Annotated in this window: 13 protein-coding genes; 6 read left to right on the top strand and 7 right to left on the bottom strand. The window is 36.0% G+C overall.

Going from position 1 to position 18,940, the window contains the following annotated elements; translation table 11 throughout:
- Positions 1–97: 97 nt before the first annotated feature.
- From BGO88_RS13440 to BGO88_RS13425, 4 genes are all read left to right on the top strand, one after another.
- Positions 98–1,495 carry an MFS transporter gene (locus tag BGO88_RS13440; protein ID WP_286707201.1) on the top strand — a complete coding sequence of 466 codons (1,398 nt, stop codon included), beginning with the start codon at positions 98–100 and terminating at the stop codon, positions 1,493–1,495.
- 397 nt (positions 1,496–1,892) lie between these two features.
- Entirely contained in the window at positions 1,893–2,948 is a 1,056-nt protein-coding gene (locus tag BGO88_RS13435; RefSeq protein WP_286707200.1) for a ligand-binding sensor domain-containing protein, read from the top strand.
- Positions 2,948–3,280 (top strand): two-component regulator propeller domain-containing protein, encoded by a 333-nt coding sequence (locus tag BGO88_RS13430; protein ID WP_286707199.1) that lies wholly within the window; start codon positions 2,948–2,950, stop codon positions 3,278–3,280. Before BGO88_RS13435 ends, BGO88_RS13430 begins: the two co-directional genes overlap by 1 nt.
- 2 nt (positions 3,281–3,282) lie before the next feature.
- The gene (locus BGO88_RS13425) at positions 3,283–3,927 is read left to right on the top strand and encodes a hypothetical protein (protein ID WP_286707198.1); all 645 of its coding nucleotides are present in this window, start codon (positions 3,283–3,285) and stop codon (positions 3,925–3,927) included.
- Positions 3,928–4,699: 772 nt separating this feature from the next.
- On the opposite strand, the gene BGO88_RS13420 is transcribed toward BGO88_RS13425, so the two are convergent.
- Positions 4,700–6,985 carry a DEAD/DEAH box helicase gene (locus tag BGO88_RS13420; RefSeq protein WP_286707197.1) on the bottom strand — a complete coding sequence of 762 codons (2,286 nt, stop codon included), beginning with the start codon at positions 6,983–6,985 and terminating at the stop codon, positions 4,700–4,702.
- Entirely contained in the window at positions 6,966–7,739 is a 774-nt protein-coding gene (locus BGO88_RS13415; protein WP_286707196.1) for a hypothetical protein, read from the bottom strand. Before BGO88_RS13415 ends, BGO88_RS13420 begins: the two co-directional genes overlap by 20 nt.
- Positions 7,740–8,138: 399 nt before the next feature.
- Here BGO88_RS13415 and BGO88_RS13410 point away from each other — a divergent pair, with 399 nt between their 5' ends.
- Both BGO88_RS13410 and BGO88_RS13405 read left to right on the top strand, forming a co-directional pair.
- Complete coding sequence (locus tag BGO88_RS13410; RefSeq protein WP_286707195.1) at positions 8,139–8,912, top strand: hypothetical protein; 774 nt, start codon at positions 8,139–8,141, stop codon at positions 8,910–8,912.
- An 11-nt stretch (positions 8,913–8,923) separates the two neighbouring features.
- Positions 8,924–10,606 (top strand): DUF6035 family protein, encoded by a 1,683-nt coding sequence (locus BGO88_RS13405; RefSeq protein ID WP_286707194.1) that lies wholly within the window; start codon positions 8,924–8,926, stop codon positions 10,604–10,606.
- 86 nt (positions 10,607–10,692) lie between these two features.
- Here BGO88_RS13405 and BGO88_RS13400 read toward each other — a convergent pair whose 3' ends face one another.
- The 5 genes from BGO88_RS13400 to BGO88_RS13380 form a co-directional block, all read right to left on the bottom strand.
- The gene (locus BGO88_RS13400; RefSeq protein WP_286707193.1) at positions 10,693–13,839 is read right to left on the bottom strand and encodes a DEAD/DEAH box helicase; all 3,147 of its coding nucleotides are present in this window, start codon (positions 13,837–13,839) and stop codon (positions 10,693–10,695) included.
- 1 nt (position 13,840) lies between these two features.
- Positions 13,841–14,632, bottom strand: a complete 792-nt coding sequence (locus BGO88_RS13395) for a hypothetical protein (RefSeq protein WP_286707192.1) — start codon at positions 14,630–14,632, stop codon at positions 13,841–13,843.
- A gap of 119 nt (positions 14,633–14,751) precedes the next feature.
- Entirely contained in the window at positions 14,752–16,563 is a 1,812-nt protein-coding gene (locus BGO88_RS13390; protein ID WP_286707191.1) for a DUF262 domain-containing protein, read from the bottom strand.
- Between the two features lie 130 nt (positions 16,564–16,693).
- Positions 16,694–17,428 (bottom strand): hypothetical protein, encoded by a 735-nt coding sequence (locus BGO88_RS13385; protein ID WP_286707190.1) that lies wholly within the window; start codon positions 17,426–17,428, stop codon positions 16,694–16,696.
- Positions 17,429–17,745: 317 nt separating this feature from the next.
- Positions 17,746–18,936 (bottom strand): tyrosine-type recombinase/integrase, encoded by a 1,191-nt coding sequence (locus BGO88_RS13380; protein ID WP_286707189.1) that lies wholly within the window; start codon positions 18,934–18,936, stop codon positions 17,746–17,748.
- Positions 18,937–18,940: the final 4 nt, after the last annotated feature.

Raw genomic sequence — 18,940 nt, 5'->3', positions numbered from 1 at the left:
GTTGAAAATAACCATGTTTGAATTCTTTCATTCTAAATTTCATTGATTATATTTTTTTACAAGCCATTTTAAAAGTGAAATTTAAAATTTGATGCTTATGAGCAAACACATGGACACAGATTCCGTTAAAAGATTTCTTCCATTGATATTAGCAACTGCGATTTTCATGCAGATGCTGGATTCCACGATTCTCAATACATCTTTACCGGCCATCGCCAGAGATTTGAATGAATCTCCGCTGGATATGCAGAACGCAATCATAAGTTATGTTTTGACATTGGCTTTGTTTATGCCTGTCAGCGGTTTTTTAGCGGATAAATTCGGGACGAAAAATGTTTTTATTACTTCTTTGTTTATATTTTCTTTGGGTTCGTTATGCTGTTCGTTGTCACAAAATCTAACCCAATTGGTTATTTCCAGAGTAATTCAGGGTGTTGGCGGAAGTTTGATGACGCCAGTTGGAAAATTAGCACTCATCAAAGCATTCAACAAGAATGAATTGCTCAAAGCAATCAATTATGCCATTATTCCGGCCTTGATTGGACCCGTTTTAGGACCTTTGGTTGGCGGATATCTTGTCGATTACTTATCCTGGCACTGGATTTTTCTGATTAATATTCCGATTGGCGTTTTGGGAATTATTTTAGGTTTAAAATATATGCCCAATTACAAATCACCGGTCTTCAATTTTGATTTGAAAGGCTTTCTCATTTTTGCAATGGCGTCTTTGTTACTTTCCATTTCATTGGAATTACTAGGAAATGCGAATAATATTACACCAGTTTTATTAGGGTTTGCTTTCGGTTTTCTGATGTTGTTTTTTTATTACAAACATGCTAGAAAAAACAATAACCCTATTTTTCCTCTTAATCTTTTTCAGGTTCGTACATTTCGAGTTGGAATTTTAGGGAATCTGGCGACAAGGTTAGGAATCAGTTCTATTCCGCTCTTGGTTCCGCTGATGATTCAGATTGCTTACGACCGGTCGGCATTTACTTCCGGCTGGATTGTTGCACCCATGGCACTTACCTCGATTTTTGCGAAATCAGTCGTAATTAAGATTTTGGATAAATTTGGTTACCGCTTAACATTGATGGTCAATACCTTTGTAATCGGTGTCCTGATTTGTTGCCTGGCAATACCGGGTATTCACCATTCCATTTATTGGTATGTACCGATATTGTTGTTGCTTGGATTTTTCAATTCAATACAATTCACGTCAATGAATACGATCAGCATTGCTGACCTGAGAACTTATCAGACGAGTAGTGGTAATTCTTTGGTTTCTGTCAATCAGCAATTTGCTGTAGGATTCGGGATTGCATTTGGACTGATTATTCTGAAATTTTTTGAAGGTGATACCAAGCTCATTCATAACGAGATTCACAATGCTTTCCGATATACATTTCTCGTAGTCGGTTTTCTCACGATTCTGTCCGGCCTGGTTTTCCGGAGACTTAACTTCAGAGACGGTGGTAATCTGAACTCTGTATAACTGACACGCTATTGGAGCTATTACAAGTTGATTCGACGATACTTACAATAAATTAGAAAGTCAAAATATTTTATTTGTAAATATGCCACATCCTGTCTATTTGAGGCAATTTTAAATCTTTATAAGACATGAAAAGCATTGGGGCAAACCACCTGGACACTAATTTAAACGAGAGAGTACTATCATAATCAGTCAAATGGACTCCTTCAACAGTACAGCCTTAATGGGCAAGTTTAAAGATTAATAAAATCCGATTGCTTTTAGAAATCTAAAGCTTTTAAAGATAAATAATCGCACCAATGCAACTACATTTATAGTATTTTTATAATTTAGGTACGCAAATAAATAAGTTATCAGCTATTCTACAACAGCCATCATTAACCCATAAACAACCCTAATGAAGTTAACAACACTCTTATCTTGTAGTATTCTATCCATTTTGACTTCTTGTAATGGGCAGACTTCCAATTCGAAGAACCAATCTGTCGTTCCAAAAGAAATAAATGTAAAGGGTGACACTGTAAAAGAACCTGGAAGTAGTATTATGGTAATTTACCAAGACAGGAAAAATAACTATTGGTTTGGTAGCTGGAAAACAGGAGTGTACAAATATGACGGTAAAACTTTGATCAATTACACCACAAAACACGGTTTCTATACCGATAGAGTTGATGATATCAAAGAAGATCAATCGGGCAACCTCTATTTCACGGGTATGAACCCGGATGCTATCGTCACAAAGTTCGATGGAAAGTCATTTACCAATATAAGGGCAACCCCAAGTGATGAATGGAAACTGGAAGCGAATGATTTGTGGTTATTAAATCCCCAGCAGGACAAACAAAAAGTTTACCGCTTTGACGGAAATACGTTTTATGAACTGACTCTTCCAAAGCCACCGCAACTGAACCATCCATTTGATGTTTATAGCATTTATAAAGACAGGAAAGGTAACATTTGGTTTGGTACCAATCCGGTAGGAGTATGTCGTTATGATGGAAAATCATTTGAATGGATTACAGAAGAAGATGTGACAGAATTTCGCGATGGAGGGAAAAACGGCGTGCGGTCCATTACGGAAGACAAAAATGGAGACTTTTGGTTCAATACCGAAAACCGTTATAGTGTTTATGACAGCATAACTTTAAAAAGCAATAAGTTTTATACCAGGCACGAAAGCATAGGCAGTTTAGATGGGAAAAATACAACTGGTTTGAATGAGTACCTTTCAACGGTAAGAGACAATGATAATAATTTGTGGTTTGTAACCTATCGTGATGGCGTTTGGAAATATGATGGAACAAAAATTACGCACTATCAAGTTCAAGAACAATCTGAAAATATTAAATTATTCAGTATTTACAAAGACAACAAAGGCGACCTTTGGCTTGGAACACACGAAAATGGTATCTATAAATTTAATGGAAAGACATTTGAAAAGTTTAAACCCTAATGACGAAAAAAATAAAATTGATCTATCTACTAACCCTATTGACACTAAATTTTTCTTGCGTTGAAAAGAAATCAACAGAAAAAGAAACGAACAGGCCTGAATTGGTAGTAAACCAAAAAACCGATACCTTAAAATTTACTTCGGGAATACGTGCTATTTTTCAGGACAGTAAAGGCAACTATTGGTTTGGAAGCCATAATGAAGGCGTAAGTGTTTATAATGGAAAATCATTTGACTACTTTACAACGACCACATCCGTTCGGTTATTAAACAAGATGAGGTTAAAAGTTTCTTTTTGGCAAAAGCTAATATTTAATTGTAAAGTAATTTGAAAATGAAAATAAAAATAAAAATAAACATCACCCTTATACTTTTCTGTTGCTTATCGTTGCAGACTTTCGCACAAATCAAAATTCCTAAAGGATATAGCGAATTAAAAGAAAGCCCTGCCAATGGTAGAAAAATTGATAAAGTCACCATTTTGTTTGACAATGATGCTATAAAAGATGTTTTAATGCTCATTAAAAAAGATACGGCATTTTCAAGCTACAAACTGTTGATTTATTTATCAAGCTTTCAAAAACAATTCGAGGTTGAATTATTCAGTACCAATGATTTTAGCATTTATCCCGTTCAGCTTAAATCAAATAAAAATACCGTGCAATTTGGGTACTTCGAAGACGGCACAGCTACCTTTGGCAGGTTTGTTACATTAAGGTTTAATGCAACAAAAAATAAAATACAGGTAATAGGTTATGATACTGGTTACAAGGCATTGCCAACTGAGCATATCGATAAATCTTACAATCTGCTAACCGGAAAATATATTGTAAAAAGAACCAATATAAATTTAAACGGTACAAAGAAAACACAGGAATTTTCAGGTAAGAATGATGTGTTTAAAAACGTTGTCTTTATTGAAGATTTAAAGGAGAAAATGTACCGAAATTTAGATGACGTAGGTAGTAAATACGAGTAAAATTTTATCAATAATAAATCTTCGGAATTAGAATTGCCACATATTTACGAGCATTTTTAAAAATTTTAAAAGATTTTGCTCCAAAAAAAACTGCATTCTTTTACGAATACAGGTTTTGTAGCTCTCTTCAGTTTTTTTAAGTATACTCTTGTTTAATTTGCAGAGAGGAAATGAATTGAATCGGCTATGTAACAGGTTTTACGAGGCTATTTTCAAAAGATGAAAATTATATTGCCGCGATTTTTCCATAGAATCTTAAAAAAAATGCTACCAAACTTGGTAGCATTTTTTTTCGCGGAGAAAGAGGGACTAGAACCATTGCCCTAGAACCCTTTTAAACACTGATTTCGATATTTTTTGAAAGGTGTTGTGCCACGAATGTGCCATAAAAAACTCCGTTTACCAAAAATGCCATCGGTTAAGACGGCATTTCCCTTGCAAAATAAAATTTGCTTACCTGGTGGAGCTGAAGGGTCCGACACTTATGTCGTTTAAATACCTTTCAGCCCTGTTTTTTTAGGTTTTTCCGTATTGTGCCACGAATGTGCCACGGGAAATTTGAATGTTTTATCTATGCAAAGGCTCCTGCACGAAGCCATCTGATTTGAAAGAACGATATTATCCTAATATTTGTTGTAAATCTATTTATAAATAATTGAATTTCAAATGTTTTTGATGTTTTTGTGTTGTATTGTCCAGTGGATGCTGAGGAATTATGAATATTCGATTTATTGAATAGCTTTTGGTATGGCACCCCTTTTTTTGTTTGACTTTACTCTGGTAGGTACCAATTAACTATTTTACGAACAAAATCTGGAGTATTCTGGATAGTCGGTAAAAAGCTTATTTTATTCTCGTCAATTGTTTCAACATGCTGTGCAATCTCCTTAATAACCTCTGGTGTAAATCCGTATCTCAAAAGTAAGATGTGTGTTTTATTATTTGTATTGTAGCGAAGTAAGTCTATGATGTTACTGGCTCTTTGGTCACCCGTTTTCTCTCCATATATTTCAAATGCAGCAATTAGCGTATCCGATAAAGAAAATGATACGACCTGATCCATATAATCATAAGTGTCATACACGATGGAATCATATGTTACAGCTCCGTTCGGTGTCCTGGGGGGGAAAAGACTATAAGCTTTTTCAAGGCTGCTATCGGGTAGTTTTTTCGCTGGTTGAGAAAAGTTTGCATATATCGAAGATGCACTATCCCTGTTTGTAATTGAACTGTATCGAAGACCTACAATCTCACTAAAGGACCGACCTTGCGAAGAATGGAAGAATATATCTATGGCTTGGTTAAAAACGTTTTCTTCGCCTTTGAAAAGTTCCCTGTCAAGAGAGGCCTCATATATCTTTGCCAAAACTGATTTAGCTCTATCCCGATTGTGACGGTTTGTAAGGCCTCCTATACTAGCCCTTAAATCGTTAGGAACCCTGTAGAAGATATCAAGGAAGGTTTTTGCATTTTTCAGAACATCAGGATGTGATAAGCGTTGAACCTTGGACTTAGGTATATTTTTATCATCATCAAATGTATTGTTCTGGATCGCGTCGATTAATTCCTTCTGATCGTTTTCATGTACGCCTTTTGGTGGATTTTCAATAACAGATTGCTCACTGAGCATAAATGTCATCTGAATTCTTTCAGAGAAGAGTTTGGCATTGTTAGTGAAAACATATCCATAATCAAAAATTTTGGATTCAGTAAGCCGGCCAGCCCTGCCAATTAAGTTCTTGAATGCGAGAGCGCGCTCGCTAGCGTTTCCCTCAAATCTGTTGTTTTCAAGCCATACTATATCAAATGGCATATTTATACCCTGAGCCAGTGTGCTGGTAGCGAAACACAGACATGAATATTTGCCTCGAATGAAATCCTCGATTAAGAACCTCACCTCAAGAGGGATAGAACCATGATGGATAACGACTCCCTTTTTGAGAAGTTCTACCATTGAAGAAATATGACTAGGTTTATCCGCACCAACAATATGACGGATGCTATCTATTATTTCGAGAGCTTCACTATTTGTTACTAACGGTAGATTTTCAATAAAATCTTCAAAACCAATTTTAAAATTTCCGTTATAAATAGAGTTTTTGGAGACATATACAAGAATGGAGTGGCTACCGTTCATTGCAAAATTTCGAAAATCACCATTAAATTCTATGTAATTGATTTTTTTATGACCATCTTCAATGTATGGTGAAAAGTAGTAGCAAGCTTCATCCTTTTTTACGATGCATAATTTACCTACTGCACCATGAGTATAAGAATGTCCGTAGCTCACATCGGCAGCAAATTGGTGTTTTGAGAATTGCGCTTCTGGATTTTCTATAAAAGGGTGGGCAAAAATAATTTTGGCATTTGGGAAGTGTTTCTTTACCCTTCTGACTGAAATATCAAAGGTAATTCCTCTACTATCTTCTTCGGATATCTGGGCTTCATCAAAAAAGAAAGTCTCGATATTAAGTTTGTCTTTGAATTTGTAGAGATCTTTTGAGCGTTCTGGAGTAAGGACAAAAATGCGTCTCAAATTACGGTCATTAAATACAAGGTCAACAAAAGAGGTGATCATAACTCCTTTATTGTCATGGAATTTCCTTATCATGGAATTGATGTATTCTGCAATTAATGCTCTCGAAGGAACGACTATTACCGCATCCCCATTACCCTCTGCTATGAAATCACGGATCGAATAGGACTTTCCAGCGCTTGTTGGGGCAGAAATAGATATATATTGCTTATCGTCAATCGCACGACGGATACTTGCCTGTACTGGGGTGAGGACAGCACCATGATCTTGCTGATGTTCCTTTCCAAAACCTTGCATTAGAAATGAATATAGATTATCAGGTATTTTTATTTTATAGAATAGTCCGAGTGCAGATATGACCTTTTCCTCGAATTCTTGAAAAATTATAGGATGAAATACCTTAAAATAGCTAAGGCTTTCAAGTAGCTGCGAATTTTTTGGACCTTCACGATGTATGATGTCGAGTAACTCTGCTAAATCAGCCTCTGGATTTTCTGTATTTTTAATCTCCTTTAAATTCATAACTGACACCAACGATGTAAATGTTTTTTGCTTTTTTTAAATGTTCATAGGTTAAAGTATTGTCTAAAGCATTTTTAAGAATTCGTAATGGATTTTCAGAATTTATAGAGAAAGCAAGGACAATTCCAAAAAGATTACTATCTAAATTTATTGCGGCATCATCTCCTGCCAAATATTCCATGTGTACCCCGTCCATCAAATGTTTGCCTTTTAAAATAAAACCATCTGCCTGACCACCAGCACCCGTTTTTTCTTCTGATAGTCCTCCATATGGATTAGATGAGCTTGAAAACTTAGCTTCTCCAAAATTTATTATGCTTTCTGGGCATACTGTATGAAAGTCAAATCCTTCATTTCCAAGAACCTTTGGTTTCCAAATTTCTGCTATGGGAATAGATCTATGTTTGAAAACAACTTCTAACGCCTTTGATGATCCCATCGAAACCATAAGTTCGCCGAATTCACTTGCTATTTTGTTGTCTTCAGATAATGTATTTTGGAAAACCTTTATCAGAGATTTGGCGGTTTCCTTTGCAGTATTCTCATATGCTCTTTTTGCGCGGGTGTCCAAATCTAAAACCCATGATTGATCCATAACATTCTTGGAAAGCTCCGTTGCAATTTTTTCCAGATCTGAAATGCTCGCATGGCACACAAAAATGTTTCCAGTGCTTGAAATGCTTGTTACCTCATGGAAGGTTGATCCCCAAGTTTCCTCCGGAAAGCTCCGGCTGTATGAAATATCGCTACCCATTTTATAACTTAATGCAACCTAGGCTAAGTTCCAAATTTGGAGTTTGTAATAGCTCGACTTGACAAGGAAGTCAGATTTTTTGGACAATAAATAATTGTTGAGAGCTTTCATTTTCGTTTATAGTTAGAAACCTAATTGGTTATTAATGTAGCTAATATAATATATTTCCCAATTTTCAACTACAGTTTGTACCTTAATTTCAGTGTTTTTGTCCTTTTAAGATACTATATAGATTGCAAAAGAGAAATATTGCGAGCTAATTACAGTTTTTTTAATATTTATAATATTGCTTTGAATTAACTTATTGTAATTCAGTTTTTTTGTAAAATTTATAATTAAGTGTATTTCCCAGTGAAAAGAGAGCTATTGATTATATTTGTTATTTAAACCAAACCAATTATGAATCCTTTTTATGATATAAGTGTAGATGAAAATTTGCCAGATGACTCTCTGAAGCTTAAGAATCTTGGACTAGAGAGAATCTTTGCAATAACTGGTGGCGGACGTGGCAGTGACTTTTGGGGAACAGGAAGAACTAGCAATAGAACCACACATTATACGAAGACGGTTCCAGAAGATTATGATAATCTATTTGCGCACAAAATTCGCGATTGGAAACCAGTTTATGAGCTCAACAAAGTACTAGAATACCATTTTGGTCATTATTGTAATACTAGCGTTCTTCAATCTGAGAATTTCCTAAAACATATAAGGTACATTATTCTCCCGCGACTGAAAAAACTTAACAGAAGTGAAGTTCAAGTAGATTTAGTGGAGCAATGGTTAAAAACAAAAGAGAACAATGATGAAAAAGGCAAGGTTGGTCAGGTTGTGAATAACAATACGATCCAAATGGGAGATATCCATGCGCCCATCCAGTTTCAACAAAACTCGAATAATTCTATACAGAATCAATCCAATCATTATCATAAGGATGATATTCAAAAAGTTTTTGAATTATTATCAAAGGATATCCAAAATGTAAATGAAAAAATAAGGGAGGACTTTGCTATGGAAATGGATTATGCAGTTATGCAGCTTAATAGGGGAAAGGACATTAAGCAACAGCTTTTAAATCTTGGAACATTGATGAGGGATGTTGGCCTAGGCGTTTTCACGAATGTGGTTGCCTCTCCAATTTGTGAGGTAATAAAACCAAGTTTAGGACTATAATAGCAAGCGCGGTGAGAAGTGGGGAGAGAGCAATTGTTTATGCATTTGATACGGTAGAATGTAAAAACATTGATTTGGAAAAATCTATTGGTTCGCAGAAAGAAGGTTTTGATTTAAGAGATGTCTACAATTCAAATACGTCACGATTTATCTGTGTTGAGTGCGGTCAGAAATTGATTGCGGCCCATAGTTCAAGAGATAATGTATATTTTCGGCATCTGCCCAATTCAGAAGACTGTCTACTGAAGGATGGCCTAGATGTTGGTCTATTTAATTCTTATAGGGAAGTAGCTTTTGCTTGTGAGAGTCCACGGCATAAAGAATTGAAGCAGAAAATAGGCGAACTTTTGAAATTGGAACAGGAAATAGACCGAACATCAATAGATATAGATTCGAAGTTCATCCTAACCCCTGCAGGGCAAAAAAGAAGACCTGATGTTTACTGTGAATATAAGGGCCTACGGATTGCTTTTGAAATCCAGCTATCCTACTTGCCATTGCACTACATAAAGCATCGCTATGAGTTTTACAGAGATAACGGTATTTATCTCATTTGGATAATTGATTTTTTAAATTCACCTAAAGCTATATCTACATTCCAAAGGGACATAAAATATGTATGGGACCATCAAAATCTGTTCAGACTCGATGAATCCCAAAAAACAGCTTTTCAGATTGATTGTCATTTCAAGCAACCTTATATCCATCTTGATGATGAAGCAGTCTATGATAAATGGAATCAGAAACTGATTAGGTTCGGGGAATTAAAATTTGATAGCAGTGACTATTCATGCTACTATTTGCACCACGGTAAAGAACATAAGGATTTTGTATACAAGTTGTCATTGATTAAGGAAGAAAAGAGACAAGGTGAAGAGGAAGAAAGGAAAAAGCTTCGAAAAGATTTCGCTACCAAAGAAATTTCGGAATTAATTGAGAAAATTTCTAGGTATAGAAAAAACGATTATAATTTTTATTCGGTAGCGAAAGAGGTGGATAACCTCGGATGGGATTCAATTGTTGAGTTGAACAAGATTGTGGACCTAAACAAAAAATCTAATAACATACCATTACTCCTTGTCTATATTAAGGAATATAAATCATTGGACAACGGAAGAGGTATGACCATCGTAGAGTTTCTATTGTCCTGCTTAAATTTTAAATTTGACATATCAGCGAACGATTTGGAGGGGAATGGAATAATACAATACTTATATAAGAACACTTCATTGGATAGGAGTCTTTACAAGTTGAAACCGTTGATTTTTGAAAGAAAATACAAACTCAAATTGACGGATAAAGAATTTTTGATTCATCTGCACGGGAAGAGGGGTGAGATGGAATACTGTGAGTTAAGCTATTACGCTGCCTGCGATTCAATGTATGAAAGGGAAATTGTAAGACGGATGCTTGGCTTTCTTTTTTTTGTTGAATCTGCAAAGAGAATGGAAATTCTTGGATCTAATGTAAAAAGCTGGGTACAATACACGGTTTTTATATTATCGCGTTATAAAACCTTATGGAAATATATTAAACAAGTTCTAACGAAAACAGGTTTAGGTGCCGAGCTTCAAAGGGTCGACTCAAAAGGAACAATTAAAAGAAAGGTGGTAGAGTTTGGCCTAGAAACTGTTGATTGTGAAGATGGAAGTGGTAATGTTTTGTTCAAAATACATCCTGATATATTCCATTAATTACTGGTAATAGAATATTTCAAATAGTATTTGCTATTCTGAACTTGCTCATTTATTTTCAATGGTTTGAATCAAGCTAAAGCTTTCTAAATCTCGAATCGCCTATGTATTTGAACGCGTAGAGATGCCCGCCGATTCATTTTATATTGAAGCTTCTCTTCAGTATCCAATCCTTCACGTAACATTGTCGCAAGATTTTTGATTACATAGGGAATATTATTTACATCATAATCTAACATAGCCAATTCTTCTTTCAGCATAAGAGACACAACGCCGATTGCAAAGCTGGTTTGTGGAACTAACCGCAAGATAAAATGCCTTGCTTTGGTTAGATATTCATCAGATTTTCCTGGAATTAGTGAGTTTATAGTTTCATAATTTTCGCCATCAATAAAAGCATCGAAGATCGGGACAACTGCTGAAATATTGTCAGCAATATCCTTTAATTTATAACTCGTGACACTTAAGCCCAAAGCACGTGCTAATTGGGCACGACTAGCTGGGCTAGAAAACATTTCTAGAATACGTGCTTCATCTCCTTGAAGCCAATTAAAGAACCAAGCAATCCATTCAGACACAGAAAATTCAAAAAGTGTTTCTAGATCCATCTCAGAAAGGCTAATGCTTAGTTGTTCAATGACTTTAGGGTCGATACCAGTCTTTAAGCTAACAATTTCAACTGACTTCTCATATAGAAAATCAGTGCCAAGATTGTCACGTCTTCTAATAAGTTCATTGATTTTATTAGAAAATAAATCATCACCTGTTTGCGCAGCCTTAAAGGCGGCGAAGGAACTATTAAAAATAGCTTTAATTGAAGTTTTCTCTGTTTCGTCGCTATGAAGTCGAAGTAACAAACTGTTAACATTTTGAGATAACAAATCCATGTTATCATTTCCTGTTACTTCGTCCAAAAATTTCGTAATGGGATCATTTATGGTTAGACATTGATCACTTTTGGCGAATACTCTCTCTTGTAGTGCCATCCAATCACTTGGGGCTAGAGACTTGTCTTCAAATGTTATAATTTGTCCTGGGACTAACAGGGCAATGCCCTGTGCCGCTGTACCAGCCCTACCAGCTCTACCGGCTGCGTTCAGAATCTCATGAGCCAGCAATTTTTCAGATCCCTCAGTATCTTCATCGAACCGATCATCTCCAGCAATAATAACCACTTCGGCAGGTAAATTTATGCCTTGCGCCAAGGTTGCCGTTGCAATAATAGCATGTATACCTTCTTTATCCTTAAATAAAGATTCGTTCAGCTGCCTTTCCATTGGTAGAAGAAGTCCGTGATGTACTGCAACCTGAAAATCTGGATTAAAAAAGGAATACTTCAAATTTCCAAGTTCCATTTCGAGGCTTGTCATTCTTCGGGCATTCTGCTCCCTGAAATATTCCAAATTGACGTCTCTTTCCTCTAGAAATCCATTTAATGTTCGAGCCGTGCTTTTTGCAGCTATAGGATTGTTTACGAACACTAGCGTTTTGATTCCCGATCTTACAAAGAATGCGGCAAGTTGAGCCGCAACCAGATTTCTATTACTTGTGATTTTCCAGTAGGGGCTTACTTCTAGATTTAGCTTGTTGTTAAAAAGTCTTCTGACGAAAAAGTCATTTGGTCTATTCGGATCCCATTTGTTACGAAGACTATAGATTTGGTATGGAGTAGCAATAATTTGTTTTTTCAGCGCTGCTGGCACCGTTTTTCCAGTATGCTTTTTTCGAACTTCCGAAATGATGTTTTTTAGTTTGTCAATTTCATTTTTTGGATAAATTACACAACCTTGCAATTGACGAGTAGGCTTCCAGTTTGAATTGAAAGCTTCGCAATTTCTACCAGTAACTTGGCTTATCCAAGACGCTATCTCTTCTCCATTTTCAACCATTGCAGATATTAGCAAATAATCCGCTTGTGGTACTTCGGCAAATAGTCTAAGTAAACAGTACATGGCATCCAAACTACGTTTATCTAGTCTGTCCATACGTCCGTTCACTAAGTGGAATTCATCAAAAACGATCAATCCAATATCTACAAAGTTCTCAGGGCTCATCGCCAATAAAGTTAAGCAGCGCTCTGGAGTCATGACGTTAATTGTTTCGAGACCTTGATTACCAAAATCACTAAATTCACCACCAATTTCTAATAAATCAGCGTCCATATAATCGAAAAGAGTTTTCAAATCGCGATTAATCTGATCCTCTAGCGCGTGCGTAGGTACTAGATACAATACTGAGCGACCAGTCATTACTGCAGATGCAATCTTCAATTCAGCAATGGTAGTTTTGCCTGCACCTGTTGGAAAGGTGAGAACCGCTGAATTGCCTTGATCTAGGAAGCCTGTACTAACAGCGTCGAAATGGTTCTCCCATAAATATGGACGCGATCCCGCAAGCCTCTGTAGAAAGCTAATCCATTCTTGTGGATCTGTGCCTAGAGGAGGAATTACGTTTATGACGCCTCTGCTCAAAAGCCTATCCTGTAAAATATCCAGAAGCAGAGCTAAGTGATAAGGACCAGAATAACAACTTTTTATCATGATTTCATTATAAGGTACATCGAGTAGAGCCAAGTCGATTACATTCTTAAAGTAAGTTTGTTTCAATCCTGCCATTCCCAAAAGCACTGAGGCCATCTGTTGTAAACCTAACAGTAACTGCAGCCAAAGATAATCTTCCGCTTCTGTCTCGGTTTCATCAGCAGTGTAATCTCTCGACACTGGTTCGATTGCTCGTATTGGACCAAGTTGTCCTTTCGCCAAAAGGCGTATAGCATTAGATAATTGGCTCTGAACAGTTTCTTCTGGGGAAGCATTAATCCTACCCGCAATTTCTGCAGCATCTGCGGGGCTTTCACCAATCAAGAACAAGAGAATAGAAGAAATCCAGCTGGGAACATTTTGAACTTCCAACCCATGCTCAGAAACGAAATACTTTTCATCTCGAATTAACTGCAGTAAGTTATGTGCTGTTCCCGCGACAAATGCCGCTGAAACATGATTACTGTTAGTTTTATTTAGTACGGTAAGGGACTCAAGGTTGTTGGCTAGTTTTCTTAGCTCTACGATATCTCTCTTCAACTTTGCTGAAATTTTCCTAGAACCATTCAATCGTCTTCTTAATGAAACAATCCGTGCATAAATTTTAGTTAGATACTGGGGAAGGTTTTCAGTTTCTGATCCATCAATGCGAGGTGCTCGTCTGATTATCTCTTCTGTTATAGTGTTATACATATCAAGGCCTTTGTGTTTCTAAAAAATCAAAAATCTCACTAGAAAAATCATCCATCCATTTCCTTATGTTAGGTTGACTGAAAGTCAACGACTGTCGCCTAACCAAATCTGGCCCTTTGACGCATTTATCGTAACCCTTAAACAGTTTTTTTTTCAACTTAGCACTCGAATGCACTGCAATTGGCGTTATTCCCACTCGATAGATGCGATTCGAAGTTTTATAAATATCGTTTTCAATAATTCTATCAATCTCATCGTCATCCAAATGACCAAGCAACATTGTGGTCTGGGTAACAAGTTGGCTATCAAATTCTCCTTTTTCAAATAACTTAAACTCTGGCCATACCTTTTCCTTTATGGTGCTGCGAGGTTTCTCAGTGTATTTATCTTCTGCTATGATTAGAGCCTTTATTGTATTTGCTGAGGTCAATACAATTGCCAATCCGTCTATGCCATGTTGCGCGGGGTTAGTATGTGGTGCCTGTGAAATAAGATTTATGCCTGGCTGTTCTAGGCGTACCGATATCCAGGTCATCATCTGAAAAAGCCATCCATCACGTTTCCATCTTTCAATATCTGTTGTAACTGAAAGCTGTTTCTGTGCTCGATCGATCATTACATCGGTAGAAGATGGAATCTTTCTATTTTTAGCAGCTAGGATGGATGCTACATGTCTGTGTTTCCCTAACAATAATAGCCCAACCTGCTGGGCAAGTTTTTTTAAATCATTGACTACTAATTCAGTCTCATGACATAATGGATTGTGATCTATTCGAGCGTATGAGTAAGGCATTATTGATTACATTAATTTGATGAAAGGTAATTATTTATCTTGAATGCTGCTTTTGTTTTTTTTAAGTTTTTTTGGTAATATCCTTAATTATAGTAGGATATGGGGTGGCGATGGTTGTGTTAATCAAAAATATAATCCAATATTTTTCGCTTTTCGGTCTCCTTTCGTTCAATGCAATGTGTGAGATCCCAATGCGGATAACTTTTACAATGATTTTTGACAACTGAGAAGACGCTCTCAGGATAGCGTGCTATTTTAGTACCATAAGGATTATTCCTAATTGAACGGTTAATGGTTTGTTCTAAAATCATCAAGTTGCCTATTGAGTGAATGTTTTCTTGCCACTCTTGCCAAACATCTTCTCTTTTTTCTCCGTTGCTGTCGTGGTAAGATTGAATATGCTCGATATCAATCGGCGTATCAAAAAGACGTTTTCTGATATTTTCAACCTCTTTAACGTCTGACGTTCTATAATCCTCATCTAACATTGCCGACATTCTGCAAATAAGATTTTTTCTTTTTGTATTTTCTGTAAGATTTTCTGTTAAAAACCAGTTTAGATCGTACCAGCCTCTGTTATGGTCTTGTTCTAGTCCTATTTTCTCATTAACTAATGTCATTACTTCTTTAAATGTTTTATTGACTATTGTATGGATAACTTTATGCATAAATCCATAGTAGATATCACTTTTTAGTTTTTGAAATCGAATACTATATATGAAAAATAGTTTACTTAATTGACGGTTAAACTCTAGCATATTATCCCAATAATGTTGTTTTTCTTTAAGGCTATATAAAAGCACAAATGTCAAGTCCCAATAACGACTATATCTAGACCACCAAATGAAATGGAAAGAACAAGCATTCTCGGCTGTCAAACCTTCTTTGGTTCTCCATTTATGTTCCCATTCGTAACGTACATTAATAATTTTATCGATATCGTGAACAGATAATTGTATTGTATCTACATTGTTCTTAAAATAATCATGTACCTGATTAGAAAGTATAGTATCAAATAGCTGCTCAAAGAATCTGTCTACACCATAATTGTAAAGTACTACTGGGAGATTATATTTAGCAATTATGATATATTGGTAGATAGCTAAAATTCCTCTTATATCTGTTGCGTTATATTTAAGAGAAGCATTATATTCGTCAACCTTTTGATACAGGCGACTTATTTCTTCGAATGCTGTTTCATCCATACCTCTTTTATCCTTTAGGTATTCGTACATTCTGATCTTAAAAATATCTCCACCATTCAGTTCCAAACCTGTTGTATTAATAGCATTGAAAATCTGTAAGGTTTTTGAAAGACCTGCCCGGGTTTCTATAATAACAAAGTAAACGCTACTTAATAAATATTGGATAAATTTATTTATACTAAAGTAGGGTTGATCTTCTTCGACGTTTTTTGTCTGCTCGTCAATTAGTTCGTTAATAAAGAAAGCATTCTTAAGATATGGGTTTTGTGTTTCAGAGCTAAACGGCAATTCACTTGAGATAGCTTCTTCGAGGTAGCTTTGCTGTTTGCCGTTATTTACCCTTGTAAAAAGCCAATCTAGGCTAATTTTATTCAGCTCATTGCACTCAGGAAATTTATTTTGGAGTACTTTGATTAATAGGAGGAATGTTGTTAGTCTTTGTTGTCCATCTATAATATCTTGTTCGTTATTTTTGTTTCTATGAGATAACTGCATCGTGCCAATAAACATAGGTTCCGAAGGCGAATTTCCGTCATTGCCCCAAAAGGAATAGAAAATGTCGATAATAAATGTTCTTAACTGCTCATCTGTCCATGAATAGGGGCGTTGATAAATGGGAATTATATATTTTGCATTATCATATAAAATGATTGATTTGTCTTCTTGATTGTTATATTTTAAGGTAGAGGTTTTAGCATTTATTGAGAAAAGTTTGTCGTTATTCATAGATGTTTTTTTGTATTATATTTTCTGACCGAGTCTTATTAAAAGATTGAGATTTAGCATTTCTGTAGTTATACCATTATTCAATCTTATAGTCATTGAGATTTCGTAAATCTTAATCTTCACATTAGCATTATAATTCGTTTAGTTTATCAATGATTTCTTGGTCTTGGAATGTGCTTATTCCATGTTTATTGTTGTTAAGGAAATATTTTTGTTTATTATCAATTTTTACTAATCTCAAAATCTCATCGGCATCTGGGTAGTTTTTTAAGTTTTGCCGTGTGCATGTTGCCATAATAAAATCGAAAGAATCTATATCTTCTTTGTTTTTAGTATCCACGGGTTCTAACCAACTGATTTTAATTTCGCCATTTTCATTTAGGATTGAAGGTTCATTACCAATTTTAAAAAGTCTATGATTTTCCGCCAGCCCGTCGGATTGAAGTTGAAGGGTGAATTTGTCTAATAGGCCCTTTTTCTTTTCAAGATCAATAGATGGATTGAATAAAAGACCTATTACACACCATTTTTTCTGATTTCCCTTCACTAATTTATCATCCCCTTTCCCTTCAGCTTTTGATAATTCTTTTGCTTGACTTAATACTTCATCAGAAGTTAAAGGATTATTTTTAAATGGCACAACATAGGCAGTGCCTAATTTTTCTTTTGTATCGGTTTCTTTGGACAATACCATTGTATGAGCAGGTCTACCCTTAGATTCTCTTCCATATCTGATGGGAGCAAATACATGGATGCTATCATCCATATTAAGATGTTTGTTTCTCCATTTCTCCCTGAAATTTTTGTATTCTCCTTGATCAGGATCCCATAGCAGGGATCCAATGATTAATATTGCGCCTTTCATATTGATTCTTCTTTTTAAGAAAGTGATAATGATGACTCTTTATGATTTTTTTATTTTATTCTTAGAAATAAATTTAATGGGTAGGTCAATTACACTTTGATGCTAATATAAGTAACCCATAACGAGCTACTTTACGGAAAACCATATTTGAAGTAAATCGCTTTGATGATGTAACGATATTTAATAATTAGTCTAAGTTGCCAAATGGATTAAATTTAACCTTTTGGCAAAATAAAATTCCAATACTAATGAAAAAAATGTTAATGTTAAATGTGGCAAAGGAAATAAAGATTCCTTTTGAGAAACATATCGAATTACTAATGAATAGATATCTCAGAAAATATATCGTCAGCAGCGTCATCTAAAATTTCTTCCTGCCTAAGGTCCTGTAGGTATTGTTGATGTATGGCTAGGGAAGTGTGCCCAAGAAGCTCCATCGTAATCATGGGATTATTTATCTTATCGATGGCCATCCTGGCAAAGGTATGTCTTGCCACATGGGAGGAGAGGGGCTTGGTGATGCCCGTCATGCCTGCTATGATTTTGAGGTGCTTGTTTACAATTGTAGTACAGCTTTCCTTATGCTTTAACCTTAATCGTTCATTCTCGAATGCCGTCAGTTTTTCATTTGGTTTCCAGGAAAAGAAAGGAAATAGCCGTTGATGTTTCCCTTTGTACCTGTCTATGATTGGTTTGGCTGCATCGATGATTTTCAGGGAGAACCTTTTGTTTGTCTTGTCATCGAAATAAAAGAAACGATCATTTTCAAAGTCCCTGGAATAGGCCTGAAGGATGTCGCCGACACGGATCCCTCGAAGATATATCTGTAGGATAAAAAGGTCCCTGGCCGCAGTAATAAGGTCGCTCCCTGGAAGTTGTAGGTTTTCGATGAGGTGTATCTCCCGACGTGTCAGCTTGACTTTTATCGACTTCTGTACGGGGATGCGGATATTCCTGTGTTCCCTAGTTACGCCTTTTTCCGAATAGCGAGCGATGATGCTCCGGAGTAGCTTCACTTTTTTCTGTATCGTGGAACCTATATTGCCTTTTTCCCTAAAATCATTGATCAGCGCTAGTATCCATTCCCTGTCAATATCCCTGATATCGATGTTGATGTCCCTTATCTGTCGTTTCAGACCAAGTATCTTGTCGTATTGCCCGGACTTATATTCAAACTGCATCCTGATGAGTTCCCTGTCCAATGCTTCTCTGATAGAAAGGAAAGGTTTCGATTTGAATATTTCCGATCTTGGTTTCTGGCCCGACCTGATTTCATAGAGGTCCCTTTCGGCGTTCTGGAATTCAGTATCGATATACTGGTTGATGGCATTTGCATTTGGCATCGATGTCCTGAGCCTTCCCGTATCGGGATCCCAATCTTTTTCGTGGCATCTTGCAAGTACCTTCCGTTTTACTTTCCTATTGATGGTATATTGTAGAAGGATGGGGTGGGAGCCATCCGAATATGTCTTATGGACATAGTAGATGAGGTTGAGGCTGATATGCATATTG

The organism is Flavobacterium sp. 38-13 (assembly GCF_001899155.1).
Lineage (GTDB): Bacteria > Bacteroidota > Bacteroidia > Flavobacteriales > Flavobacteriaceae > Flavobacterium > Flavobacterium lindanitolerans.
This window is presented reverse-complemented; position numbering and strand designations above follow the sequence as displayed.